Origin of the sequence: Clostridium sp. AF15-41 (assembly GCF_003604095.1) — a bacterium.
GTDB lineage: Bacteria > Bacillota > Clostridia > Lachnospirales > Lachnospiraceae > Coprococcus.
Genome location: NZ_QTMQ01000002.1, coordinates 231,316 through 256,627 on the forward strand (window position 1 = coordinate 231,316; position 25,312 = coordinate 256,627).

The 25,312-nt window shown below is 42.4% G+C and carries 24 protein-coding genes and 2 tRNA genes; 22 read left to right on the plus strand and 4 right to left on the minus strand.

The annotated features are described in order from the left end of the window. Nucleotides 1–269 precede the first annotated feature (269 nt). Together DWW43_RS02385 and DWW43_RS02390 are read right to left on the minus strand one after the other, a co-directional pair. Nucleotides 270–343, minus strand: a tRNA-Arg gene (locus DWW43_RS02385). 69 nt (nt 344–412) lie between these two features. Beyond that, complete coding sequence (locus tag DWW43_RS02390) at nt 413–1,153, minus strand: GTP pyrophosphokinase family protein (protein WP_347475233.1); 741 nt, start codon at nt 1,151–1,153, stop codon at nt 413–415. A 423-nt stretch (nt 1,154–1,576) separates the two neighbouring features. Here DWW43_RS02390 and DWW43_RS02395 point away from each other — a divergent pair, with 423 nt between their 5' ends. The 21 genes from DWW43_RS02395 (at nt 1,577) to DWW43_RS02495 (ending at nt 22,575) form a co-directional block, all read left to right on the plus strand. Beyond that, complete coding sequence (locus DWW43_RS02395; protein WP_119962611.1) at nt 1,577–2,422, plus strand: hypothetical protein; 846 nt, start codon at nt 1,577–1,579, stop codon at nt 2,420–2,422. A 130-nt stretch (nt 2,423–2,552) separates the two neighbouring features. Further along, the gene (locus DWW43_RS02400) at nt 2,553–3,071 is read left to right on the plus strand and encodes an RNA polymerase sigma factor (protein ID WP_008401115.1); all 519 of its coding nucleotides are present in this window, start codon (nt 2,553–2,555) and stop codon (nt 3,069–3,071) included. Beyond that, a complete protein-coding gene (locus DWW43_RS02405) occupies nt 3,068–3,883 on the plus strand; it encodes a hypothetical protein (protein ID WP_119962612.1) in 816 nt (271 codons plus the stop codon). The genes DWW43_RS02400 and DWW43_RS02405 overlap by 4 nt, the downstream gene beginning before the upstream one ends. A gap of 176 nt (nt 3,884–4,059) precedes the next feature. Further along, on the plus strand, nt 4,060–5,895 hold the full coding sequence (locus DWW43_RS02410; RefSeq protein WP_243104376.1) for a VWA domain-containing protein: 1,836 nt from the start codon (nt 4,060–4,062) through the stop codon (nt 5,893–5,895). Between the two features lie 188 nt (nt 5,896–6,083). After that, nucleotides 6,084–7,823 (plus strand): indolepyruvate ferredoxin oxidoreductase subunit alpha, encoded by a 1,740-nt coding sequence (iorA, locus tag DWW43_RS02415; RefSeq protein ID WP_021943606.1) that lies wholly within the window; start codon nt 6,084–6,086, stop codon nt 7,821–7,823. Continuing rightward, nucleotides 7,823–8,392 (plus strand): indolepyruvate oxidoreductase subunit beta, encoded by a 570-nt coding sequence (locus tag DWW43_RS02420; protein WP_008401121.1) that lies wholly within the window; start codon nt 7,823–7,825, stop codon nt 8,390–8,392. The genes iorA and DWW43_RS02420 overlap by 1 nt, the downstream gene beginning before the upstream one ends. 266 nt (nt 8,393–8,658) lie before the next feature. Next, entirely contained in the window at nt 8,659–9,750 is a 1,092-nt protein-coding gene (locus DWW43_RS02425) for a GGDEF domain-containing protein (RefSeq protein WP_243104377.1), read from the plus strand. A gap of 209 nt (nt 9,751–9,959) precedes the next feature. Further along, nucleotides 9,960–11,087: an SIS domain-containing protein gene (locus DWW43_RS02430; protein ID WP_119962614.1), complete on the plus strand. Its 1,128-nt coding sequence runs from the start codon at nt 9,960–9,962 to the stop codon at nt 11,085–11,087. Then, complete coding sequence (locus DWW43_RS02435) at nt 11,084–11,494, plus strand: hypothetical protein (RefSeq protein ID WP_008401129.1); 411 nt, start codon at nt 11,084–11,086, stop codon at nt 11,492–11,494. Before DWW43_RS02430 ends, DWW43_RS02435 begins: the two co-directional genes overlap by 4 nt. Before the next feature lie 36 nt (nt 11,495–11,530). Continuing rightward, on the plus strand, nt 11,531–11,998 hold the full coding sequence (locus tag DWW43_RS02440; protein WP_008401131.1) for a PTS sugar transporter subunit IIB: 468 nt from the start codon (nt 11,531–11,533) through the stop codon (nt 11,996–11,998). Between the two features lie 22 nt (nt 11,999–12,020). Then, nucleotides 12,021–12,815: a PTS sugar transporter subunit IIC gene (locus DWW43_RS02445; RefSeq protein ID WP_165853002.1), complete on the plus strand. Its 795-nt coding sequence runs from the start codon at nt 12,021–12,023 to the stop codon at nt 12,813–12,815. Continuing rightward, nucleotides 12,805–13,635, plus strand: coding sequence for a PTS system mannose/fructose/sorbose family transporter subunit IID (locus DWW43_RS02450; RefSeq protein WP_008401134.1), 831 nt, complete (start codon nt 12,805–12,807; stop codon nt 13,633–13,635). The genes DWW43_RS02445 and DWW43_RS02450 overlap by 11 nt, the downstream gene beginning before the upstream one ends. An 18-nt stretch (nt 13,636–13,653) precedes the next feature. Beyond that, a complete protein-coding gene (locus DWW43_RS02455) occupies nt 13,654–14,514 on the plus strand; it encodes an amidohydrolase family protein (RefSeq protein WP_347475234.1) in 861 nt (286 codons plus the stop codon). Next, entirely contained in the window at nt 14,511–14,942 is a 432-nt protein-coding gene (locus DWW43_RS02460) for a secondary thiamine-phosphate synthase enzyme YjbQ (protein ID WP_119962616.1), read from the plus strand. The genes DWW43_RS02455 and DWW43_RS02460 overlap by 4 nt, the downstream gene beginning before the upstream one ends. Before the next feature lie 22 nt (nt 14,943–14,964). Next, on the plus strand, nt 14,965–15,978 hold the full coding sequence (locus DWW43_RS02465) for an SIS domain-containing protein (RefSeq protein ID WP_119962617.1): 1,014 nt from the start codon (nt 14,965–14,967) through the stop codon (nt 15,976–15,978). A gap of 18 nt (nt 15,979–15,996) precedes the next feature. After that, a complete protein-coding gene (locus DWW43_RS02470) occupies nt 15,997–16,254 on the plus strand; it encodes an HPr family phosphocarrier protein (RefSeq protein WP_117785315.1) in 258 nt (85 codons plus the stop codon). A 28-nt stretch (nt 16,255–16,282) separates the two neighbouring features. After that, nucleotides 16,283–17,902: a phosphoenolpyruvate--protein phosphotransferase gene (ptsP, locus tag DWW43_RS02475; RefSeq protein ID WP_008401139.1), complete on the plus strand. Its 1,620-nt coding sequence runs from the start codon at nt 16,283–16,285 to the stop codon at nt 17,900–17,902. 123 nt (nt 17,903–18,025) lie between these two features. Beyond that, on the plus strand, nt 18,026–18,787 hold the full coding sequence (locus DWW43_RS02480) for a GntR family transcriptional regulator (RefSeq protein WP_119962618.1): 762 nt from the start codon (nt 18,026–18,028) through the stop codon (nt 18,785–18,787). After that, nucleotides 18,777–19,511: a GntR family transcriptional regulator gene (locus DWW43_RS02485; RefSeq protein WP_119962619.1), complete on the plus strand. Its 735-nt coding sequence runs from the start codon at nt 18,777–18,779 to the stop codon at nt 19,509–19,511. Before DWW43_RS02480 ends, DWW43_RS02485 begins: the two co-directional genes overlap by 11 nt. Nucleotides 19,512–19,605: 94 nt before the next feature. Next, a complete protein-coding gene (locus DWW43_RS02490) occupies nt 19,606–20,166 on the plus strand; it encodes an NUDIX hydrolase (RefSeq protein WP_008401142.1) in 561 nt (186 codons plus the stop codon). 135 nt (nt 20,167–20,301) lie between these two features. Next, nucleotides 20,302–22,575, plus strand: coding sequence for a glycoside hydrolase family 3 C-terminal domain-containing protein (locus DWW43_RS02495; protein ID WP_347475235.1), 2,274 nt, complete (start codon nt 20,302–20,304; stop codon nt 22,573–22,575). Nucleotides 22,576–22,802: 227 nt separating this feature from the next. Here the strand turns inward: DWW43_RS02495 and DWW43_RS02500 are convergent, their stop codons facing one another. After that, complete coding sequence (locus tag DWW43_RS02500) at nt 22,803–23,537, minus strand: N-acetylmuramoyl-L-alanine amidase (RefSeq protein WP_119962621.1); 735 nt, start codon at nt 23,535–23,537, stop codon at nt 22,803–22,805. A gap of 284 nt (nt 23,538–23,821) precedes the next feature. Between DWW43_RS02500 and DWW43_RS02505 the strand changes: the two genes are divergently transcribed. Beyond that, nucleotides 23,822–24,673: an amidohydrolase family protein gene (locus tag DWW43_RS02505; protein WP_119962622.1), complete on the plus strand. Its 852-nt coding sequence runs from the start codon at nt 23,822–23,824 to the stop codon at nt 24,671–24,673. Nucleotides 24,674–25,135: 462 nt separating this feature from the next. Here the strand turns inward: DWW43_RS02505 and DWW43_RS02510 are convergent. Next, nucleotides 25,136–25,208, minus strand: a tRNA-Gln gene (locus DWW43_RS02510). Between the last annotated feature and the right edge of the window lie 104 nt (nt 25,209–25,312).

Here is a 25,312-nt window from a genome sequence, read left to right on the forward strand (position 1 = left end):
TGCACTCGCATGATTAGTCAGCAGACGCCCAAACTCACCCTGACGGGTTCAGACAAGGGCTTAGTGCTGACTGCTAGAGTGCATCTCATAACGAAACTACATGTATGTCATATGTTTATCATATACACATCTAATCTGTGGGGGTGTATTTTTGTTTGCTCCCGCAGATTGATTGTGCATATAATAAACAATGACACATTCCGTTTCTACCCGATGAGCATATGTAGTAAATAAAAAAGACAAAACCGAAATGGTTTTGTCTTTTTCTACGTGCATGAGAGGATTCGAACCCCCGACACCTTGGTCCGTAGCCAAGTGCTCTATCCAGCTGAGCTACATACACACGTTGTTCAACAACAGATAGTATTCTATACCAGTTCTATAAATTTGTCAAACAAAATCTAAGATTTTCTTAAAAAATTTCTGTATTTTTTTCAAGACACAATTTGATCTGTGGCTGAGCACCATCTCCATAGATCATATTTTTAATCTCCTGCATTTCGAGGTCTGTTTGAGAGATAACATCAGCACAATGTTTTAAGCGACCGGAGATAAGTTCGGGATCGGCGACATCCTTTTTATAACGGAGCTGGTGGTCAAGACTTGCCCAGAAGTCCATCGCGATGGTACGGATCTGAACTTCTACCCGCATATTTCTTGTATGGTCGGCAAAGAAGACAGGAACTTCTATGATCAGATGAAGACTACGGTAACCATTTGGCTTTGGATGGCTGATATAGTCTTTTGCCTCAATCAGAGTAATGTCATTCTGACTGATGAGCTTCTCTGCAACGGCGTAGATGTCATCGATAAAGGAACAGATAACACGGAGTCCCGCAACATCATTCAAATTATATACGATATTTTCTACGGATACCTGACATCCTCTTGAAGACAGCTTTGTTGCGATGCTGACCGGTTTCTTGATGCGTGATTGGATAAATTCAATCGGATTTCGGTTGTAGCGAACGCTGAAATCTGTATTTAATACATCCAGCTTGGTCTGAACTTCCTTGATCGCACAGGAGTACATCATCATAAGCTCCTCGAATCGTTTCATGTCTTCTATAAAAGGATTCTGCTCCGGATATAGAAGAGCGTCAATATAGCTTCTGTATATATTTGTATTTGTATTATTATCTTTAGCAGACATATTCATAATCTCCGTTTCTGTTTTAGGCAATCTTTATTTTATCAATTTGCATGAATAGACAAAAAATCATTGTCCTTATCATTCTACTACATTTTGAAGGTAGAGTATACTATAAAAACGTGATAAAATGAGCATTGCGACGGATGTGCTTGCACATATCGGCATAATGCGAAAAAAACATAGAGCCGACAGGCGATATGATAAAATGAGCATTGCGACGGATGTGCTTGCACATACCGGCATAATGCGAAAAAAACATAGAGCCGACAGGCGATATGATAAAATGAGCATTGCGACGGAATGTGCTTGCACAAGCCGGCATAATGCGAAAAAAACATGGAACCGACAGGTGACATGATAAAATGAGCATTGCGACGGATGTGCTTGCACATACCGGCATAATGCGAGAAAGAAGTGAATTATATGAGATATTTGGATCGGCTGATTGCATCAGAGGTTCTTCCGAATGCTTATAAAGAGTGGCGGGGATACCGACAGAAGCTGACAGACTTTATAGAAGAAAATTGTGTGGCCGAAGGAGGGTGTAAGCCTGTTCTTGCTATATGGGGAGCAGGACGGTCAAATGACATCGATCTGGCAAGACTTGCAGAGAGATTTAAGCTGGTTTTGATCGACCGGGATGCAGAGGGACTTGCACAGGCGTGTAAGACCTATGGATTGGAGGAAACAGATGCTATTTGTGTGGATCTTCCTTTCTGGAATGTAGAGCTTGAGACTTATGAAATGTTTGAAGCATTGCTTGCAGAGGGTGAAGAAGCAGAGATCGTGATCGAGCATTTGAAACAGGTTGCATTTGACAACAGCCACAGGGTATTGCCGGAGATCGGACGAAGGTTTGACTACAGCGTCTGCGTAGGACTTCACAGTCAGTTGAATGCGAGATTTGCAGGCCTGTTATATATGTATCGGGAGAATTATGACGAGGAAGAATTGCAGATGATCGAGAATGCGATCCGGGCATTAAACGAAGTTGCGGTTACCCGGACAAATGATGTGATCTATATGCTGACGGAGAAATTAATGGTGTTCGGGTTAGAATGGGCAGTTGTAAATGAATCCGCTATGGATCAGTGGGAGAATCTTGTCCCTGAAGAAATTGAAGGAGCATTGCAGCTTCGTCATGACATCGGAATGCATAAGGATTTTGATATCCGGATTGAAGCGGAGCGGCGGTTGTTCTGGCCATTTGCATGGAAGGAGCGAAAGGGGTATGTGATGGAATTGCTGGCAGTACAGCCTCTTGAATAATAGAGAATTGGGTCTATACGAATCCGGACAGAATATTAGCAAATTGAAGTGGAATGAACAGTAATAGAAAATCGGAAAAATTCCATAAAAAACAGGGGTAAAAACGTATAGCGGTTATAGGGAGAGACAAATGACAGACAGAGAATTTGGAAAATATATGTCTGCGATCGCACAGGGAGACAGGGAGAGCCTTCGGGCAGTGTATGACGAATATCTGAAGCTGATCTTTGCGGTGGTCTATGATACGATCCGGCAGAGAGAGGAAGCGGAGGATGTGACATCGGAGTTCTTCATCAAGCTTTATCGGATCGCAGACAGTTATAAGAAGGGAACCGGTCATAAGAGATGGCTTGTGACGATCGCAAAGAATATGGCGATCGACCGGATACGAAAGATCGATCGTGAAATGCTGGTGGATGAAATGCCGGAGCGAGACGAAGGAAAGACGATGGAGAGTCAGGTAGTGGAGAATCTGACATTGAAGCAGGCAGTTGCCACGCTAAAGCCGGAGGAGCAGGAGATTCTGGATCTGAAGGTAGTCGGAGGATTTACATTTAAAGAAATCGCGGAAATGAAAGGGCGACCGATCGGAACGATCACATGGATCTATAATCAGGCAATACAAAAATTAAGGAGGTGCAGGCTGTGAGAGATGAACAGAATAAGAACAGACAGACGGAAGAAGACAGATTCATAGAAGCTTATCTGAACCGGATCGATGCGGATGCACCGGATCTGTGGGATCGGATTGAAGCAGGGCTTGACCGTGAAGCAAAGGATGTAGAAGAAAAACAAAAGAAAACCTCTAAGGTAAAATATGTAATTCCGGTTCTTGCGATCGCAGCGGTTCTTCTGGCCGCAGTGATCGCGACACCGTTGCTGTCTGATTCTAAGCGACATTCGAAAGAAATAAATGCAGGCAGGACAACGGATGTTTCAAATGATGGGCTGGATGCAGCAGAGAATTCAAATATATCCGATCGGGCGGAAGATTATGTGGATGAAACAGCGGATTCCATACCGGAGACAGTACAGAATGAAACTGCCAACAGACCGACACAGAATACAACAGAAGCTATACAGATGAATGGAGCCGGTGGAGATTCGTCCGATGTTCAGGCGGAAGCAGGCCATACAAAGAGTCAGACAGATGCACAGGAAAATGCGGGATGTACAGATCTTCAGGTGCCGGAATCAGCTGATATGGATGCATGGCAGGAAATGAGTAATATAGCAGTTACACTTCAGATCACAGAGATTGTAACAGCAGAGCCGGATGCGGTACAAAAATATGCTGCAAAACTCTTGCAGGTATCTGATGCATCCGGGAAATTAATAATCGGTCAGGACATCGTATTGCAGCCGGAAGAAGCAGAGACATTTTCGGTAGGGGAAGAAGTAACAGGTACACTTCTCCGATATGATTCTGAACGACAGGCATGGATCTTAAGCAGACAGTAGTTGATCTGTAAGAAAAAATTCCATAAAAAGAGGATACCCATCCGTATCTTAGTCATAAAGAGAATAGATAGCTGTAAAATTTTGTTTTCACATTCGACGATTGATAACGTCGGAGGTGATCAGAGCAGAAATTATGCAGATATCGGATAGTGACTAAGATATGGAGGGTATTTTTTATGAGAAAAATCAGACGGATGGTAAGTGTGGTTATGATCTCCTGCATGATGGCGGGCTGTCTTGCAGGCTGCGGAAGCTGGAAAGAAACAGGAGGCACGCATGGAGAACGACAGGGAACGGAAAGCCGGTCAGGTACGGAGCGGGAGAGCATCGCAGAAAGATACAGACAGGAAGCCGTAAAAGAGGAATTTGAAGAAAATATAGCGGAATCCGGACAGTCACAGAAAAATATGGCTGTGCCGGAAGGTATAGAAGAAGGGGCTTATGATAGTGCAGTTTCGGCTGCCGATACATATAATTCCGTAACGGACAGTGCATCAAATTCTGAATATGTAAAAATCGGATATGGAGAATCCGGTTATGATACCAGAGAGTATGACTATCAGGAAGAACACCGTTTTGTGTCTGCTAAAGATTTCCCGCTTTCAACATTTGCGGCAGACTGTGATACAGCTTCCTACAGCAATATCAGAAGTTATATCGAAGAAGGAATGCTGCCGCCTGCAGGAGCAGTCCGGGTCGAAGAAATGATCAATTATTTTGATTATGACTATGTATCAGGCCCGGAGGCTGGGAAGAAGTTTGCAGTATATACGGAATATGCGGATTGTCCATGGAATAAAGATACAAAGCTGATGATGGTAGGACTGAATACGGCCGCGATCGATATGAGTGAGAAGAAAGCATCCAATCTGGTATTCCTGATCGATACATCCGGTTCTATGTATGAGGAAAATAAACTGCCGCTGGCACAGAAAGCATTTAAAATGCTGGCAGAGAATCTGGATGAGAACGACAGGATCAGTATTGTTACATATGCGGGTTCGGATACGGTTGTTCTAAATGGCGTGGCAGGTTCGGAGGCCTATACGATATGCGAGGCACTGGATTCGCTGGAAGCATCCGGCAGCACAAATGGAAGTGCGGGACTGATCACGGCATATGAGATCGCAGAGCAGCAGTTTATAAAAGACGGAAATAATCGGGTGATCCTTGCGACGGATGGGGATCTGAATGTCGGGCTGACAAGCGAGAGTGATCTGGTAGGATTGATCACTGAGGAGAAGGACAGCGGTATATTCTTGAGCGTTCTGGGATTTGGCTCTGATAATCTGAAGGATAACAAATTAGAAGCATTGGCAGATCACGGAAACGGTAATTACTCGTATCTGGATTCTGTCTATGAAGCAAAGAAGGTTCTGGTTGACGAAATGGGTGGAACCTTATATACGGTTGCAAAGGATGTCAAAATGCAGATTGAATTCAATCCGGAGCAGGTGAAAGGTTATCGGCAGATCGGATATGAGAACCGTACGCTTTCCGCAGAAGATTTTGCAGATGATACGGTGGATGGCGGCGAGATCGGAGCCGGTCATGTGGTGACTGCACTCTATGAGGTGGTTCCGGTCGATTCGGAATTTGACGTGCCGGAGGCAGAGACAAAATATACATCGAAAAAGCAGAGTACAGATTATTCCGGCGAACTGGCAACCGTGAATATCCGTTACAAAGAACCGGATGGAGATAAGAGCACACTGGAAACAGCCGTTATAAAGGCAGAAAGCGGTCAAAAGGGAATGTCCCATGACCTGAGCTTTGCATCGGCGGTTGCGGTATATGGAATGCTGCTTACGGACAGCGCATATAAAGGAACAGCGACGTATAAGATGGTGGAAGAACTTGCGGAAGCAGGAATCACGGTTCAGACGGATGAAAGAAGCATGGCTCAGGCAAGCAACGACCAGTTATACCGGAATCAGTTCCTTGAACTGGTGCGGAAGACGGAGAAAATACCTCAACGTGAACCGGCAGCACAGATGTGGCAGTGCGATTAACAGACGGCCGGTTGTTTATACTCGAAATTCATAATAAATATAAGCCGTAAAAGGTGTTTTTTTCTCTGATATATGCTTTTTTATTTTTAAACGTATAGAAGCACTTCCCTTTTATTGATAATTCTTGTATAATAAAGCATTAGAGTTGCCAAAAGGCAAATATAAGAAATGACAGGAAGGATAAATTAATGGGTGAAAAAAAGATAATGCTCGGTAATGCAGCGATCGCCAGAGGCGCATATGAGGCCGGTGTAAAGGTATCAGCAGCATATCCGGGTACTCCAAGTACAGAGATCAGTGAGAATATTGTAAAATATCCTGAGATATATGCAGAATGGTCTCCAAATGAAAAAGTTGCAACAGAGGTTGCGATCGGAGCATCATTTGCCGGTGTCCGTTCAATCGTATCAATGAAGCATGTAGGTGTGAACGTAGCTTCAGATCCATTATTTACAGCAGCATATACCGGTGTAAAGGGTGGTATGGTTTTGGTAGCAGCCGATGATCCGGGTATGTATTCATCACAGAATGAACAGGATTCCAGACTGGTAGCAAGGACAGCGATGATTCCGGTGTTTGAGCCATCTGACAGTATGGAAGCAAAGGAGTTCACAAAGTATGCATTTGAATGCAGCGAGAAGTACGATACTCCGATCATGCTCCGTACAACAACCAGACTGGCACATTCACAGGGCGTTGTTGAATTAAATGACAGAGTAGAAGTAGAAGACAAGCCATACGAGAGAGACATTAAGAAGATGGTTATGATGCCGGGTAATGCGATCCCTCGTCATGTATTTGTAGAACAGAGATTAAAGGACATGGCAGCAGACGGTGCGGATATGCCGATCAATCGTGTAGAGATGAATGATACCAGCGTTGGTGTTATCACCAGTGGTATTCCATATCAGTACGTAAAGGAAGCAATGCCAAATGCCTCCGTATTAAAGCTCGGTATGGTAAATCCGCTTCCTAGAAAGTTGATTGAAGACTTTGCGGCAAAGGTTGATAAGCTGTATGTTATTGAGGAGTTAGAGCCTCATATCGAGACACAGGTAAGAGCATGGGGCATCGATGCAGTAGGTAAGGAGCTTTTGACCGTTCAGGGTGAATACAGTGCAAATATGTTAAGAGAGAAGATCCTTGGCGAGAAGGTTGAGCAGGAAGAACCTGCAAAGGTTGCACCTAGACCACCTATCCTTTGTCCGGGATGCCCGCATAGAAGTGTATTTTCAGTATTAAACGAACTGAAGATCCATGCAGCAGGAGATATCGGATGCTATACACTGGGAGCAGTTGCGCCGCTTAGCGTAATTGATACAACCGTATGTATGGGATCTTCCATTTCTACATTACATGGTATGGAAAAAGCAAAAGGAAAAGATTATATCAAGAACTGGGTTGCGGTTATCGGTGATTCCACATTTATGCATACAGGTGTAAACTCTCTGATGAACATGGTTTACAACAAGGGTACAGGAACCGTTATCATCCTTGATAACTCAACAACCGGTATGACAGGACATCAGGATCATGCAGCGACCGGTAAGACCTTGCAGGGTGAGCCTACATATGCGATCAACATTTATAAATTGTGTAAGGCGATCGGTATTGACAGTGTACATGAGATCAATGCATTTGACATTGACGGTTTAAAGAAGCTGATCAAAGAGGAAGTTGCAAAGGATGAGATCTCTGTTATTATCACCAAGTCTCCTTGTGTTCTTTTAAAGACAACCAAGGTAACAGGTGTATGCAGAGCTATTCCGGAGAAATGTAAGAAGTGCGGTATGTGCTTAAAGCCGGGATGTCCGGCAGTTATCAAGCAGCCGGATGGAACGATCCAGATCGATGAGACCATGTGTAATGGTTGCGGACTGTGTATGAAGCGTTGTAAGTTTGATGCGATCGAAAAGGAGGAATTCTAATGGCTGTAAAGAATATTATGATAGTTGGTGTCGGTGGACAGGGAACTCTTCTTACAAGCCGTATCCTCGGTGGTATCACGACAGCAGCAGGTTATGATGTAAAGCTCTCCGAGGTTCATGGTATGAGCCAGAGAGGCGGTAGTGTTGTTACATATGTAAGATATGGTGAGAAGGTTGCGGAACCGATCGTAGAAGAAGGTCATGCAGATGTTCTGATCGCATTTGAGAAGCTTGAAGCTATGCGTTATGCTCATTTTCTGAAGAAGGACGGCGTGATTATTGCAAATGATCAGAGAATCGATCCGATCACGGTTGTAACCGGTCAGGCAGAATATCCGGAACACATCTTAGAGACATTGTCAGAGAAGCATAAGGTGATCTCCATCGATGCGATGGCAGAGGCAAAGAAGCTTGGCAATCCAAAGGTATTTAATACGATCATTATCGGTGTTGCTGCAAAACATATGGATTTTGACCATGACAAATGGGTAGAGGTTATCAAAGCAACGGTTCCTCCAAAGACAGTTGAGATGAACCTGAAGGCATTTGAAGTCGGATATGCATTATAAAGATTAAAATTAAATAAATGGTTTATTACAGAAGCATCTGTGAAAAACCGTCAGGGAAAATACCTTTTGTACATAAGAAACAGTTCATGCAGATATGTACAGGAGGTATTTTTACATTATGTATAATAATTGGAGCAAAAAATGTCGATTTTTAGGTACTTTTGACAAAAAACAGTGGACGATATGGCTTATATAGTGTAAAATCAAAAATGTGGGTGCTTTCATGCGAAAAGAAAATTGGTGGAAACGTACAAGGAGAATTCGTAATGAATAATGATACAATAAATGTTGATATCAGTAAAAAATGGCGGTTGTTGTTGTGGAAGGTATTTCTGTCGGCTGCGGTCATGTTCATGGTTGTGGAAGTAATCATATGTCTGGTAAAAAAAGATTTGGGAATGACGCGAGGAGCGTATATGGGGTTATATGTAGCAATTCCTCTTGTCATATATGCAGGGGTGTTGTCCGGAACCGTATATGTTTTGAAAAAAAACAAGCTGACCGAGAACGGAGCTGACTGGCTGGTATCCATGATGATGTTTGTGATCTTTATTGTTCCGGCATTTGAGCATTATAATGCAATCGTACTGGCGCTGTTGCCTATGGTTTCAATCGTGATCACAGCCGTATTTGCGAATCAGAATATTACACTGGTGATGACGCTTCTGACATTCTGCAGTCTGATCATTAATGATATCCGTCTGTATAGCCTGTTTGAGTGGAAGGAGATTAGCTTTGGGGCGTATGTAACAGCTTCATTTGGGTTGGTTTTAGTTTTGAGCGTGGTAACCTTCCTGTTGAATATGCATACGAAAGAGCTGATGGAATCCATCGGTAACTTCACAGTTCGTCAGATGAATCTTATGACAGAGCTTCGTAAAGATCCGTTGACAGGATTATATAACAGACGTTCCTTTGAGGAGAGCCTGGAGAAAGAAATCCAGCGTACAGAAGAAACCGGGGAGAAAGCATATATTGCGATTTTTGATATCGATCATTTCAAGAATGTAAATGATACATACGGACATAGCAATGGTGATGTGGTTATCAAGGCACTTTGTAAGATGCTAAAGGAGAAATCCAAAGACTATGGTCTTGCATTCCGTTACGGTGGAGAGGAATTTGTTATACTGTTCAATAATATTGAACTGCCGAAGGTTATCAATGTAGTAGAGGATGTAAGAACAGAATTCCGATGCTACTACTTCCAGTTCATGAATAACAGTGGAATCACCTGTAGCTGTGGTGTTGCGGAATATTCCAAAGGAGAGAGTGCAAAGGCCTGGTTCAATCGGGCAGATAATTCGCTGTATCAGGCGAAGGAAGCCGGACGTAACCGAACCGTTGTGAGCGAATAAGATAATAAAAAAAAGAAATCAGTAATTTAAAAACAGTGATATCTAAAAAACAGAGAAATTGGTATTACAAGTATGCCAATTTCTCTGTTTTTTTACATGTTTTCAAATTGGTATAAAAAAATATAAAATTGGTATTGCAAAACCAGTTGATAGGTGGTATATTATGTTTACAAAGTGGTTCACAAAAAGAACCACAAAAGGAGATGAAAATGGAGAAGGATATGGAATATTATATTCAGGTTTCCGGTCGTATCATGAAAGATAATCTTGATAAAAGAAAGTCTCTTACCCAAAAGATATGCGACTGGTATCTGGATCAGGACAAAGAAGATATATGTCTGATCGCATCCGGATCGTCCCTGAATGCAGCATATGCAGCTCGACCATTTCTTTTAAAATACAGTAAATTTGATATCAGTGTATTAAGTACAGTGGAATATCTGGATGTTTACCGGGAGAGAGAAAAGAACCGGTTTACGATTTTAATATCCCAGAGTGGATGCAGTACAAACATAATTGAAATTATGAAGGAGCTGGATAAAGAGCATCAACCATTTGTTTTGTTAACAGGGAATGAGAATGGCAGTGCAAGCAGATACACGGATCGTCTTGTGGAGTATGGAGTTGGGAATGAAACGATTGATTATGTAACTCTTGGATATTCTACTTTGGTCGAGTTTCTGATGCTTATGATACTGGAGATAGGTTTTCAAAAAAAAGAAATCAGTGATCAGGAATATGAAACTGCAGTAAGCCAGATCCGGAAAGCTTGTGAAATGCAGGAGCTTTGCCTGATACAGGCGAAAGAATTGGTACAAAAACGATATCAGGATCTTTTGTGTATGGAAAAAGCAATACTGGTCGGCGATGGAGCCAATCTGGCAACGGTCAGAGAGGGAGCGTTGAAATTTCAGGAAACTCTGAAAGTCTCGACGGTATATTATGAGAGCGAAGAATTTATACATGGACCGGATATGCAGCTAACTCCGGATTATTCGGTTTTCTTTATAGACTGTGGTAAAACCTCTGATCGACTGTATGATATTTATAAAGCAACATCGTTGATCACGGAACATTGCTATATGATTACGGATCAGGTTCACGATAAACGAAATGGACAGATTCGGATACCATGCCGGCTTCCGGCAGAGATCACACCGTTATATACAGCTGCATTGTTTCAATATATAGCGGCTCATGTAACAAAAGAAAAAAATAATTTTACTTGTCATCCGCTGTTTTCCCGGATGGAACAGGCTGTTTCGCCAAAAACAGAAGACTATGACAGGATTATGAAAGAAAAGCTTGAAAGGAGCAGAAGGGAGGAGAACGGATGAGAAAATATGTCTTAGCAACACACGGAAAGATGGCCGAAGGAATGTTGACAACGATTGAAATGCTGGCAGGTACACAGGAAAATCTGACCTGTATCAATGCTTATACAGATGAATGCCCGGATCCGCTTCCGGAATTAAAGAGAATTGTTGAAGCGAATTCAGAGGCAGAGATTGTGATAATGACAGATCTTTTAGGCGGAAGTGTGAATAATAATGCATCCGCATTATTGTCTGATCCAAGGATACATGTTGTTGCCGGTGTGAATCTGGCTGCAGTGATCGGTATCCTGTTGAGTGCAGAGGATCAGGATACGGCATCTGTAATTGAAAGTGCGGTTGCAGAGGCTAAAGATATGATGGTTTATTGTAATACAGTAAATGCAACGTATGATGATGATGATTTTTAATCTGTGTATTGACAGAAAAGAAAGGAGAAGGTTTATATGATTAAATCAATTCGTGTTGATTATCGTCTCTTACATGGACAGGTAGCAGTGTCATGGACAGCATCATTAGGGGCAGATTGCCTGCTGCTGGTAAGTGACACGGTTAAAAATGATCCGCTGAGATTAAACGCACTAAAGATGGCGAAACCATCCGGAACAAAGGTTGTAGTAAAAAATACAGCGGAAGCTGTAGAGGCATTGAAAAGCGGGGTAACTGATAAATATAAATTATTTATCATCTGTGAAACGGTAGAAATAGCCAAAGCAATCATTGAAGCTACAGGAGAAAAGACATTAAATATCGGCAACATTGCATACCATGAAAATGCAAAATTATATGGTAGAAGCGCATATATGGATGCAGCCGAGCTGGCTCTGGTAAAAGAGATGGTTGATGATGGCGTTGATGTATTTATTCAGATGATCCCGGCTGATAAAGTAATTAAATGCAAATCGCTGTTTTAACGGATGAATGGAGGGACAGATTATGATATTAAAAACAATACTTATTTTTCTGATCGGCCTGCTTGGTTATTCAGAATGGCTGCTTGGTACAAGCTGCCTGCAGCGACCGATCGTTCTTGGACCGTTAGTAGGTCTGGTAATGGGAAACCTTCCGGCCGGTATTATTATGGGTGCAACTATGGAACTTGCACTTGTAGGAGCCGTATCGATCGGTGCATATAATCCGCCGGATCTGATCGCAGGCACTGTGCTCGGTGTTTCACTTGCGATTCAGTCAGGAGCCGGAGCGGAAACAGCTTTAGTACTTGGTATTCCGATCGCAACCGTAATGCTTGCGGCAAATACCGGTATCTGCCAGCCGTTGATGCTTGTTATGATCCACAAATGTGACCGTGATGCTGAAAAAGGTAATATACGGGCATTTAACAGAGATTATCTGATCGCAGGATATCTTCAGAATCTTTTTGGTATTGTCTGCATCCCACTTGCATTTTATTTTGGCAGTGATGCAGTAACAGCACTTCTTGGTAAAATACCTGAATTTGTTCAGTCCGGTATGGATATAACAGCAGCACTGCTTCCTGCACTTGGTTTTGCAATGCTTGCACAGCAGATGATGAATCGCAAGGTTGCACCATTTTTCTTCCTTGGCTTTTTCCTGGTATCATACCTTGGAATATCCACAACAGGAGTTGCGATTTTTGCCGTACTTATTGTGATAATCGGAGTAACATTCGGCATATTCGGAGACAAGCAACAGGGGGCAGCACCGGTAGTTGAAAACGCAGATAACGGAGGTGATTTTGATGAGTTCTAAGATACATGCAGACTACGATAAGGTAGTTACGAAAAAAGATCTCACAAAGGTGTTTTTAAGAGAGATCACATATGAACATACATGGAATTATGAACGAATGGGAAATGTAGGATTTTGTTTTTCCATGTATCCGGTTTTAAAGAAACTGTATCCGGATAAGAAGGATCTGGCAGCTGCTATGAAGCGTCATCTGACGTTATATCAGACCAGCCATTATCTTGCAACATTTCAGATGGGTATCACAGCCGCAATGGAAGAGGAAAATGCACAGGATGCAGATTTTGATACAGATTCGATTGGCGCAGTAAAAACAGCATTAATGGGACCTATAGCAGGAATCGGCGATTCTCTGTTCTGGGGCACGATCAAGGTAATCGCAACAGGAATCGGATGTTCACTTGCCTTGCAGGGGAACATTCTCGGACCTATTCTCTTCCTTTTGATCTTTAACATTCCGGCATATCTCTGCAGATGGTTTGGAGTATTCCTTGGATATAAAATGGGTCGTGAATCCATGGCAAAGATTGTTGAATCCGGTTTGATGAAGGTAGTTATGGAAGTAGCCTCTATCATGGGTATCATGGTAGTTGGCGGCATGACGATGGATATGACGTCGATTAATTTTGTAACGCAGATCGGAAGCGGCGAAGAAGCAAGTACAATTCAGGATCTGTTAAATGGCATTGTCCCGGGCCTTCCGGTGCTGTTGCTATTTGGAGTTACTTACTGGTTATTGAAGAAGAAGGTTAATCCGTTGCTTATTATGTTGATCATGCTTGTACTTGGAATAGCAGGAGCATTCTTTGGCTTCCTTGGTTAAAAAGGAGGTAGTAGTAAGGTGAAAAAAATAGTAATTGATATGCATGTACATCCTGCATTTTTAGAGCCGGTATGCAAAACGGAATGTCAGAATGAATTTGCAAAAAAGATGTATGGCTTATACAAGACGGATCAGATCCCGGTTGATGCACTGTTAACCTTGATGGATTGTTCCGGAGTGGATAAAGCGGTTTTGCTTCCACTGGATCTGACTACGGAATATGGAGGCATACTAGGAACAAATGACCAGATAAAGGAATTGACAGCAACATATCCGGATCGTTTTATCGGATTTGCCAGTGTAGATCCTCACAGGCCGGATGCGACAGAGATACTTGAAACAGCATTTGCAGAGTATCATCTGGCAGGCCTGAAGCTTCATCCGTCAAAGCAGAAGTTCTATCCGGGAGATGAATACATGGAGCCGATATATCAGATATGCGAGAAGTATAATAAACCGATCGTGTTTCATTGCGGAATGTCGGTAGAGCCGGATACCTTATCTAAATATGCGAGGCCGGTTGAGTTTGAAGAAACAGCATACAGACATCCAAAGCTTCGAATCTGTCTTGCACATTGCGGATGGCCATGGGTGCAGGAAACTTGTATGCTGATGCTCAAATACAGAAATGTTTATGCGGATACAGCATTCCTGTATTTTGATACAGCCCCGGAGTTTTATCACAAGGTATTCGAAGTGGATATGGGACCGCACTGGATCGATCGAAGCTTCAGACATCAGATCATGTTTGGCTCTGATGATCCGCGGTTAGAGATGCGGAGAATGAAAAAGGCTATAGAAGCTATGGATATAAGAGAATCTACCAAGGATCTGATATTTGGACAGAACGCGATTGAGTTTCTGGGATTGGAGGTATGATGGTAACACATAGCAGTATAGAGGTGCTGACAAAAGAATATAACTGTCTGGTGAAAATTACAGATGATATCAGGCAGGTTGTAGAAAAAAGCAAAATCAGAAATGGTGTTGTATATGTTATAACAGCACATACGACAACAGGAATTGCAGTTAATGAAGGACTGGAGTGCCTGGAATATGATATTGGGCATCTGATGGAAAGACTTGTTCCTGAGGACGGAGAATATGCCCATGGAAGGCTGTTAGATACCTACGGTGCGATGGCAGGCAATCCGACCGGACATTTAAAAGCCCATCTGACCGGAAATCATTGTGTATTCCCGGTTATAGATGGAAAGCTGAAAAGTGGAAGTGCACAGGACATATATCTGTGTGAATATGATGGACCGCAATATAGAACAATTTATATAACAATCATAGGAGAATAAAAAATAACAGGAGGAAAGAACTATGGCATTAAAAAAATTTGACGCAGAGAAATATTTAAAGGACGGAGCAAAGACATACTCATTAAGAGGAGAGGTTGAGGCATTGATTGACCGGATCACGGCAAAGGAATATGACAGCGTATGTATGATTGGTATCGGTGGAACATGGGCAGAATGGTATCCGGTTGTAGAAGTAGCCAAGAAATATACAGATCTTCCAATCTATCTTGAAAATGCAGGTGAGTTTCTGGTAAAAAATAAAAAACATATTACAGATAAGACTCTTGTATTTACCTCTTCTGCATCAGGCAATACTATGGAGATCTTGAAGGCAGTAAAATATTGTAAGGATCAGGGAATCAATGTATATGGATTTACAAAGGATGAGACAACTCCTTTAGCAAATCTGCTGACAGACCCGATTTATAATGCATGTGGTGACTGTGAGCATTCTTACTTATTATACTATTTTGTAATGCTCCGTATCTTAAAGAACAGAGGAGAATTTTCACATTATGACAGATGGGCTGATCAGATGGAAAATCTGTTTAAGGATCTCCTTGCGGTAAGAGAAAAATTTGAGCCAAGAGCGATCGAGATCGCAAAGACATATGCACATGAACCATATACAATGTTTACAGGCTCCGGTGTCCTTTGGGGTGAGACCTATCTCTTTACAATGTGTATCTTAGAGGAGATGCAGTGGGTTCGTACAAAGACTGTTTCATCTGCTGATTTCTTCCATGGACCATTGGAGTTAGTTGATGACAGAGTTCCGGTATTTGTAATAAAAGGTGAGGACGAATATCGACCATTAGATGAAAGAGTAGAACGATTTGTAAAAGAACATACAAAGAAAGCTGTTATTATTGATACCAAGGATTACATTCTGGATGGTATCGATGATGAGTTCCGTGTAATCTGCTCTCCGATGATCATTACCGCGATATTAACAGAACGACTTGCTATTCATTATGAGCAGAATACAGGACATAGTCTGGAATTCAGACGTTACTATCGTCAGTTTGAATATTAAAAAGGTCAGGCGGTTATTATGGTTGAATTCACATATGTAATTACAGATGAGCAGGGACTTCATGCCAGACCGGCTTCACAGTTTGTTATGGCTGCTGCAAAATGTAAGAGCACAGTATCCGTAACATTTGGATCCAGAACCGTAAACGCAAAAGGAGTTATGGCAGTTATGAGTCTGGGAGCAAAAAAAGGTCAGGAAATCCTGATAAAAGTAGAAGGTGAAAACGAGGCAGAAGATGCAGCAAACCTGAAAGCGTTCGTTCAGGAACATCTGTAAAAGGATCGGATTTTAAAGAGGTGACAATATGGTAATATTACAGGGTAAAAGTGTATTTGGCGGAGTTGCTATCGGGAAGATACAATTCTTTAAAAGGGACGAAATCCAGATAAAACGACGTCATGTCGATGATCCGGAGGCGGAAATACGCCGCTTCCGGACTGCAAAGGAAAAAGCACTTTCTGAATTGCAGCAGTTATATGACAAGGCACTTACTGATGTGGGAGAAGCAAATGCCATGATCTTTGAAGCACATCAGTTAATGCTTGAGGATCCGGATTATAATGATTCTGTAGAGAATATTATAAATACACAAAAGGTAAATGCTGAATATGCAATAGGTGTCACATCTGATAATTATGCAGCAATCTTTGAAGCGATGGATGATGCCTATATGCAGGGAAGGGCAGCAGATGTAAAGGATGTATCGAACAGGCTCCTTTCCCAGTTTGCAAAAAAACAGAATGCTTCATTTGAAATGACGGAGCAGGTAATCATCGCGGCAGATGATCTGGCACCAAGCGAGACTGTTCAGCTTGATAAAGATAAGGTGCTGGCATTTATTACAGTGGAAGGCTCGGCAAATTCCCATACAGCGATTCTTGCCAGAACCATGAATATTCCGGCTGTTATAGGAATCGGTGATACATTAACACCGAAATATGACGGAAGACTTGCAATCGTAGACGGTCAGGAAGGAAAGATCTATATTGATCCGGATGAAGAAATCCTTGTTGCCATGAGAAAAAAGCAAGCTGTCGAACAGGAACAGCGTGAGCTTCTGGAGACATTGAAGGGCAAAGAAAATGTAACCAGATCCGGGCAGAAGATTAACCTTTATGCCAATATTGCCAATGTATCAGATGTAGGAGCGGCACTCCGAAATGATGCCGGTGGTATCGGGTTATTCAGAAGCGAATTCTTATATCTGGAAAATGAAACTTATCCAACAGAGGAACAGCAGTTTGCAGCTTATAGACAGGTAGCGGAAATGATGGCCGGAAAAAGGGTGATCATCCGTACGTTGGATATCGGAGCAGATAAACAGGTTGGATATTTTAATCTGGAAAAAGAGGATAATCCGGCAATGGGGTTCCGTGCGATCAGGATATGTCTGACCAGACCCGAATTATTTAAGACCCAGCTTAGAGCTATTTTCAGAGCATCCGCGTATGGCCAGATTGCGATCATGTTTCCGATGATCATTTCGGTATCAGAGGTTCGTCGTATTAAAGAGATAATGGACGAGGTGAAGACCGGACTTCGTGCAGATGGAATAGCATTTTCCGATCAGATTGAAACCGGTATAATGATTGAGACTCCGGCTGCGGTTATGATCAGCAGAGAGCTGGCAAAGGAAGTGGATTTCTTTAGTGTCGGAACAAATGATCTGACGCAGTACACTCTGGCAATTGATCGCCAGAACCGGAATCTGGATTCCTTCTATGATTCACACCATCCGGCGGTGTTATCTATGATCCAAATGGCAGCAGAGAATGCTCATGCAGAAGGAAAGTGGATTGGAATATGCGGTGAACTTGCAGCCGATCTAAGTCTGACAGAAAGGTTTTTACAGATGAACATTGATGAGTTATCAGTTGCACCGGGTATGATACTTCCGTTAAGGAAAAAAATAAGAGAGTTATAAAAAGTATACAGAGACAGATCCGCACATGTACGGGTCTGTTTTTGGTCTTATAAACTGACATTTCCTGCTTGTTTGCGTTTGGAAAAGTTGCTATACTTAATAGAGTACAGGAGGGAGTTTGCCATGAAATTGATGAATAAAGATGAGTTTATTGCGTATGAATTAAAATTTTACTTTATGAAAAATAAACTGAAAGAAGGAGAAAAACTCCCATCTGAACGGGATCTGGCTGAACAGTTTGGGGTACAGAGAGCTACCGTCAGATCTGCATATAAATTATTAGAGGATGAAGGGATCATAGAATGCAGGGAACGGAGCGGCAACTACATAGCCCACAGAAGAATGATATCCAATCTTGACCGGATTCGATCATTCAGTGAAAAGCTGGAAAAGATGGGGGCACAAACAAGAAGCAGACTGTTGGCGTTTGAGCGTGTGGAAGTAGATAAGGAACTGAATAAAAGTATTAAGCTTCCGTTAGGAACTCCGTTATTCAAAATTACCCGTATCCGTATGGTCGTAGAAGAAGACAGGGCTGTTCCGATCACCATAGAATATTCATATATACCGGAAAGCAAGGCTCCTAAGCTGATGCGGTTTGATCTGGAAGATAATTCGTTATTTGATATTTTGATTCAGGAATATCATCATATTCCCAAAAAACAGGAATTAACAATCGGAATTGTATATGCTGATGAAAATGAAGCCAAAGCCTTGAATGTTGACAAGCTGACTGCTCTTGTAAAAAAAGAGGGAATCACATATGACGAGAAAGGTGAGGTTCTGGAATATCTGCAATCGGTGATCAATAAAGAATGGGTCGCATTTGAAAAAGAAGATCCTGTCATTAAGCAAAAGATGGAGGAGGTGCTCCATGGATTATAGAATGCCATTATATATTCAATTACAGGATTCTATTATCAAGAAAATAGATGAAAAAAAATATCTGCCGGGTGAAGCAATACCAAGTGAGAGAAAAATGGCGGAAGCCTATGGTGTGAACCGTATGACCGTAAAACGTGCGATCAGTAAGCTTGTAGAAGAAGGATATCTGGTTTGTAAACCGGGTTCCGGAACGTATGTTGCACAAAGAGATAAGAAAAAGATCGATCTGGATAATTCAAATGAAGCAGGAAATACCGGCATCACAGCGACGCTCCGTAAGGGTGGAATGGAGGTAAAAAACCGCCTTCTCGGAACCGGTGAGATCACAGGAAGTAAATATCTGGGATATAAGCTTGGAATTTCGGATGATGAGATGATATATGGAATTTACCGGGTACGATCAGAGGGTGATATACCATTTGCAGTGGAGTATACATATGTACCGATAAAATATTTTGATGATTTGGATGAATTTGATTTCGCCAAAGTGTCTTTATATGATTATATGGAAGCAAAAGGACATATGCCATGCCATTTTGTACAGAAGCTGGTCATATGTGAGGCAAATGAACGGCTCGCAGAGCTGCTGCAGGTGGAACGTGGAACTGCGATTTATAAGATCGATTATCAGGGTGCGGATGCAGATTATAATATTGTAGAGTTTACCATGAGTTATCTGAATCCTGCTTATACAAAATTCCGATTTGATGTTGAGGTTCCTTAAAGGAAAGACATAAGCGCTTCTGTTACGGATCATATGGATCTTGTTATGCCGGCTTCGGTTTATAATATTAGTACTTGAAAGGTGTTATTTGAAAATGCAATTCAAAAAAGTAGAAAAGAAATGCGAAGGTAAATTTATTACCCGCTATGATATAACATATGAGACAGTGGATCATCAGAAGAAGGTATATGAGATGATCAGCCGGAATGGTGACATTACGGATTTTGAAGGACTGCATGGCAAAATGGCAGATGCAGTTGTGATCATTGCTACGGATGAGACCGGCGAGAAGATACTGATCGATAAGGAATTCCGTCTTGCGCCGGGAGAATGGGTATATAACTTCCCGGCAGGTCTGATCGATCCGGGTGAGACGCCGCAGGAGAGTGCGAAGCGTGAGCTTCGTGAGGAGACAGGGCTGGAATTATATGAGATCGATGATTTCATCGGAACCAGCTACAGTGCGGTCGGTTTTTCAAATGAAACAAATGTCTGCGTTGTTGGAAAGGCACGGGGAGAGTTCCATAAGAGTACCTCTACATTAGAAGAGATCGAAGCCGGCTGGTATACAAAGGCAGAAGTCAGAGAACTTCTTAAGAAAGCGAAATTTGCAGCGAGAACACAGGCATACTGCTATGTGTGGAGCAGAGAATAGAGGATAAAAAGTAGAATCTAGAGGAGCACAGGGGACGAAACTTGAAGTGAAAGCCGGCACAACGGTTCTTACAGCCTGCAGCAACCGTATCGTTTGCAGATAAGGATTGTAAATATCTGGACAGAAAGGAAAAATATGATGTTTCACAAAGGTTATGAAAGAAAGATCGATCAGTTAGTAAATGAACTGACATTAGAAGAGAAAATAAAGATGATCCATGGTGCGGGTCTGTTCCGCACCGGGGCAGTAGAAAGACTTGGAATCCCCCCAATCGTGATGTCGGACGGCCCGACAGGGGTGCGGTTCGAATTCTTTAATGATAACTGGGGCAGAGCCGGACATAATGATGATGGAGTTACATATTGTCCGAGTAACAGTGCGATCGCTGCAACCTGGAACCGGGAACTGGCAGGAAAATCAGGAACGGTACTTGGAGAGGAAGCCAGAGGACGTGGCAAGGATATCATACTTGCGCCGGGTGTCAATGTTATGCGGACGCCACTTTGCGGAAGAAATTTTGAGTATTTCAGTGAAGATCCATATCTGATATCAGAGATGGCGGTTCCGGTGATCGAAGGGATCGAGAGTTCTGACGTGGGTGCCTGTGTGAAACATTTTGCTGTTAATAATCAGGAAACAGAGCGGAACTGGGTGAATGTCGAGATCGATGAACGAACGCTCCGTGAGATATACTTGCCTGCATTTGAAGCAGCAGTAAAGAAAGCAAAGGTAAGATCTATTATGGGTGCTTATAATCTGTTCCGTGGGGTTCATTGCTGTGAAAATAATGAACTGCTCGGTGAGATACTGCGGAAAGAATGGAATTATGACGGCCTGATCGTTTCGGATTGGGGTGGCATCCACGATACAAAGGCCGCAGCAGAAAGCCCGATCGATGTAGAGATGTCAATCTATGCAAACTTCGATGAATACTGCATGGCAGATCCATTGTTAAATGCGGTAAGAAATGGTGAGATCGAAGAGGAAAGAGTTGATGAAAAAGTAAAGAGTATTCTCCGATTCATGCTACGTGTCAAGATGATAGATATTGTAGAAGTCGAAAGTGGGGACAATGAACAGACGGCTATATCCGCTGGCTGCACGGAACAGAAGCCGGCTGTCTATGCGGTTCGTGACCGGAGCCGGAAGAAAGGAAGTTATGATACTTCAGCACATCAGGATGCAGTGTTAGAGACAGCCAGAGAATCAATTGTACTGTTAAAGAATGAAGAACAGAGACTGCCGCTTGCACCTGAGAAGACACATCGGCTTCTGGTGATCGGACATAATGCAGCAAAGCTTCATTCAAATGGTGGCGGAAGTGCGGAGATTGCGGCACTTTATGAGATCAATCCACTGCTTGGTATTAAGATGGAGCTTGGCGGTAATTGCGAAGTGACCTATGCAGAAGGTTATTATGTGCCGGATAAGAACAGACAGCAGGTACTGAATTGGCAGGAGGTAAGTCTGGATGAACTGGCATCGGAGCAGGGGGCTTATGAAGGAAATGATCCGGAAGGACAGAAGATCCAGAAGGCACTTCGTGAAGAGGCGGTTGCACTTGCTTCTGAATATGATGATGTGATCTTTGTTGGCGGTTTAAATCATGATACAGATGAAGAAGGATACGACAGACCGGATCTGAAGCTTCCATATCATCAGGATGAACTGATCACGGAACTTTTAAAAGTGAATCCGAATATGGTCATTGTCATGATGGCGGGAAATCCGGTCGATATGAGTGCATGGATTGATGATGCAAAGTCGATTGTATGGATGAGTTATGCAGGAATGGAAGGTGGCAGAGCACTCGGTGAAATCCTGTTTGGTGAAGTTAATCCATCCGGTAAACTTGTGATGACCATGCCGAAATCTCTTGATCAGATACCGGCGATGGTTTTTGGAGATTTCCCCGGAAGAACCTTAACGGAAGAAGAGCATGAAAGAATGAATGCGAAATTGACGGAGACATACAGAGAAGGTGTATTTGTCGGATATCGGTATTATGACAAATATCAGATCCCGGTACAGTTCCCATTTGGCCATGGATTATCTTATACGGCATTTTCCTATGGGGATATGCAGGTAAAAGAGCCGGATGGTCAGACATTCAAGGTACAGATCCCGGTAACAAATACCGGAAAGCTTGCCGGAAAAGAGACGGTAGAGCTGTATGTCGGAGAAACGGAAGTAAGTCCGGAGAATCCTGTGAAGGAGTTGAAGGGCTTCTGCAAGTTATCACTTGCACCGGGAGAAACAAAGTATGCGGAATTTGAATTGACAGCCGATGCATTCCGTCATTTTGATGAGAAGACGGATGCGTGGAAGGTCATAGCAGGAAGTTATACGATCTATATCGGAAGTTCTGTTTCTGATATTCGATCGGTAACAACCATAACAATAAAATAATGAATAGATAAAATGCCGGTATGAACGGTCTGTCTGCCGGTACTATGAAACATCACGTTTGCCTACCTTCTTTCATACAATTTTATATGCATATGTCTCCGCTGCGATAAAGTCGTTTGCAGCTCCGACATAGCACAAAATTGTATGAAAATCAGTCGGCTTCTCTATGGATGTTTCATAGTACCGGCAGGCAGATTGTTCATACCGGCTTTTATATACATATTGTTTTATTGATATTCGTTGAGCCATTCTATTATGCCGTTTGCGATCGCGGCGGCGTAATCGTCCATGTTATCATCGTAAAGCTCTACGTCTTTTTCGTTGCTGATAAAGCCCATCTCGATGATCAGACTTGTCATATTTGTCTGTTTGATAACGATGTAATCGTTGTCACTGTCAAACTGTGTTCCGGTACGGACACCACGGTTATCGGAGATTCCGACCTTTTCCAGATTGGACAGGATGGTTTCTGCGATCGCATGGTTCTTTTCGGAACCGGAGCTGTAGATCCATGCTTCTACACCACAGGCCTCAGGATTTGCTGCGTAGTTCCTGTGGAGTGCCAGATAGAGATCTGCGTCGCAGTCATTTGCAATCGTAGCACGTTCTTCGGAAGAAACGGTAGAATCATCATCACGCGTCATAACAACCTTTACTCCGTTTTTCTTTAATAGTTTTGCAACCTTTAAGGAAAGCTTCAGGTTTCCGTCTTTTTCATGAATATTATTAATTCCGGTTGCCCCGATGTCGGAACCGCCATGTCCCGGATCCAGACAGACTGTGTATTTTCCGTCCGGTTTTATGATCGAGACAGTATCCTTGCTGCTTTTTGACCGACTGACCGCCAACAGGACGGACAGAACGATAACGGCGATGAGCAGGACGATGTTAACACCGATCAGGAATTTTATGACAGACCGCATCTGTGTAACGGTCAGTTTCTTTTTTGTTTTTCCAGCCATAATGTATAAAACTGCCGGAGCAGCCCTTTCTGTTTCTAGTTTATTCTCAACTAAGATACTCTAAAATGATCGGATTTTCAATACGATAGAAAAGATTTAATATTTACATATATCGGTGAAATGCGGTGTAACATGGAACCGGCAGGCGATATAATTTGGCATTTTATATAGAAAAGTGCGAAAGAAATTAATAATTTTCTGAAAAATTTAATATTGTCAAATGAAAACGTGGGTGTTACCCTAAATACAGGGTGGCAGGGAGAAGATAAGAAAAGGAATAAAAGATGATCGTAGATTTTCATACACACACATATCCGGATAAAATAGCTTCAAAGACACTTGAACTGTTAGTAAGTAGATCAAAGACAAAGCCGGCATCAGATGGTACACTTGCAGGCTTGCAGCATTCAATGACGCAAAGCGGTGTTGATATCTCTGTTGTCCTTCCTGTTGTAACTGCACCACATCAGGTGGAGCGGATCAATGCCGTGGCAAAGGCAGTAACAGCCCAGTTTACGGGGAGTGGCGTCTGGTCATTTGGCGGAATCCATCCCGGAAATGATAACTATAAAGAGATTTTAAATGGTATCAAGTCTGCCGGATTAAAGGGAATTAAGCTGCATCCGGATTATCAGGATGCCATGTTCAATGATATCCGTTATAAACGGATCATCAGTTATGCAACAGAGCTTGGTTTGGTCGTTGTGGTTCATGCCGGAGTAGATATCGGACTTCCCTCTGTAACACATTGTACACCGGACATGGTGTGCGAAGTATTAGATGAGGTTCAGCCGGAGCGGCTCGTTCTTGCACATATGGGTGGCTGGAATCTCTGGGACGAGGTACTTGCTAAGCTGTGCGGAAGAAATGTATATATGGATACAGCATTTTCCTATGGAGAGATTGCATGGCTTTCGGGTGCTGAACATCGTTGGAAGCTGGCATCGGAGGAGATGTTCCTGAAACTGATCAGAGCACATGGAGCAGACCGGATCGTATTTGGAACAGACAGTCCGTGGACAGATCAGAAGCGAGCCATAAAGGACATACAGGCACTTCCGTTATCAGATGAAGACAAGAAAAAGATCCTTGGAGAAAATGCATTGCAGCTTTTGGGACTGCCGGATGCAGAATAGAAAATATAAAATGAAATATACAATATATTTGAAAGCATTAGAGGATTCATACATAAAAGTAAAATAAATTCCCGATAAATTAGTAAAAATAGACATTGCACAAAAATTAAAAATGTGTTACAATTTTGTTACAATAAGAAAGGGAGAGAAGATAGCTCCTAAGACATCCGAAATTTAAGTTGTTGTTTTTTTCACAAAAAAATATTCATAAATACAAGGGACTGCCTGTAAGACGGCGGTCCCTTTCCCTTTAATTGCAATCAGGTTCCTCTCGTCTGACGACTCGATGATTAGCGGTCGTCAAATTGAAAACAATTTTGTGCAATCAGGTTCCTCTCGTCTGACGACTCGATGAACATTGACCATCATATAGAAATTTGTGCTCTTGCGTTGCAAGCACAATTTCTGCATGATGGTTGATTGCACAAAAAAAAGAACCAGATCACATCTGGTTCTTAAGAGCTGGGCTACAAGGATTCGAACCTTGAAAATGCTGGAGTCAGAGTCCAGTGCCTTACCATTTGGCGATAGCCCATTGCTGTCAACAGATGATATTATATTATAACAGTTTGAAAAAAGCAAGCACTTTTTTAAAAAAATTACAAAAAGTTATTTATACGCAATGAACACGAAAAATTT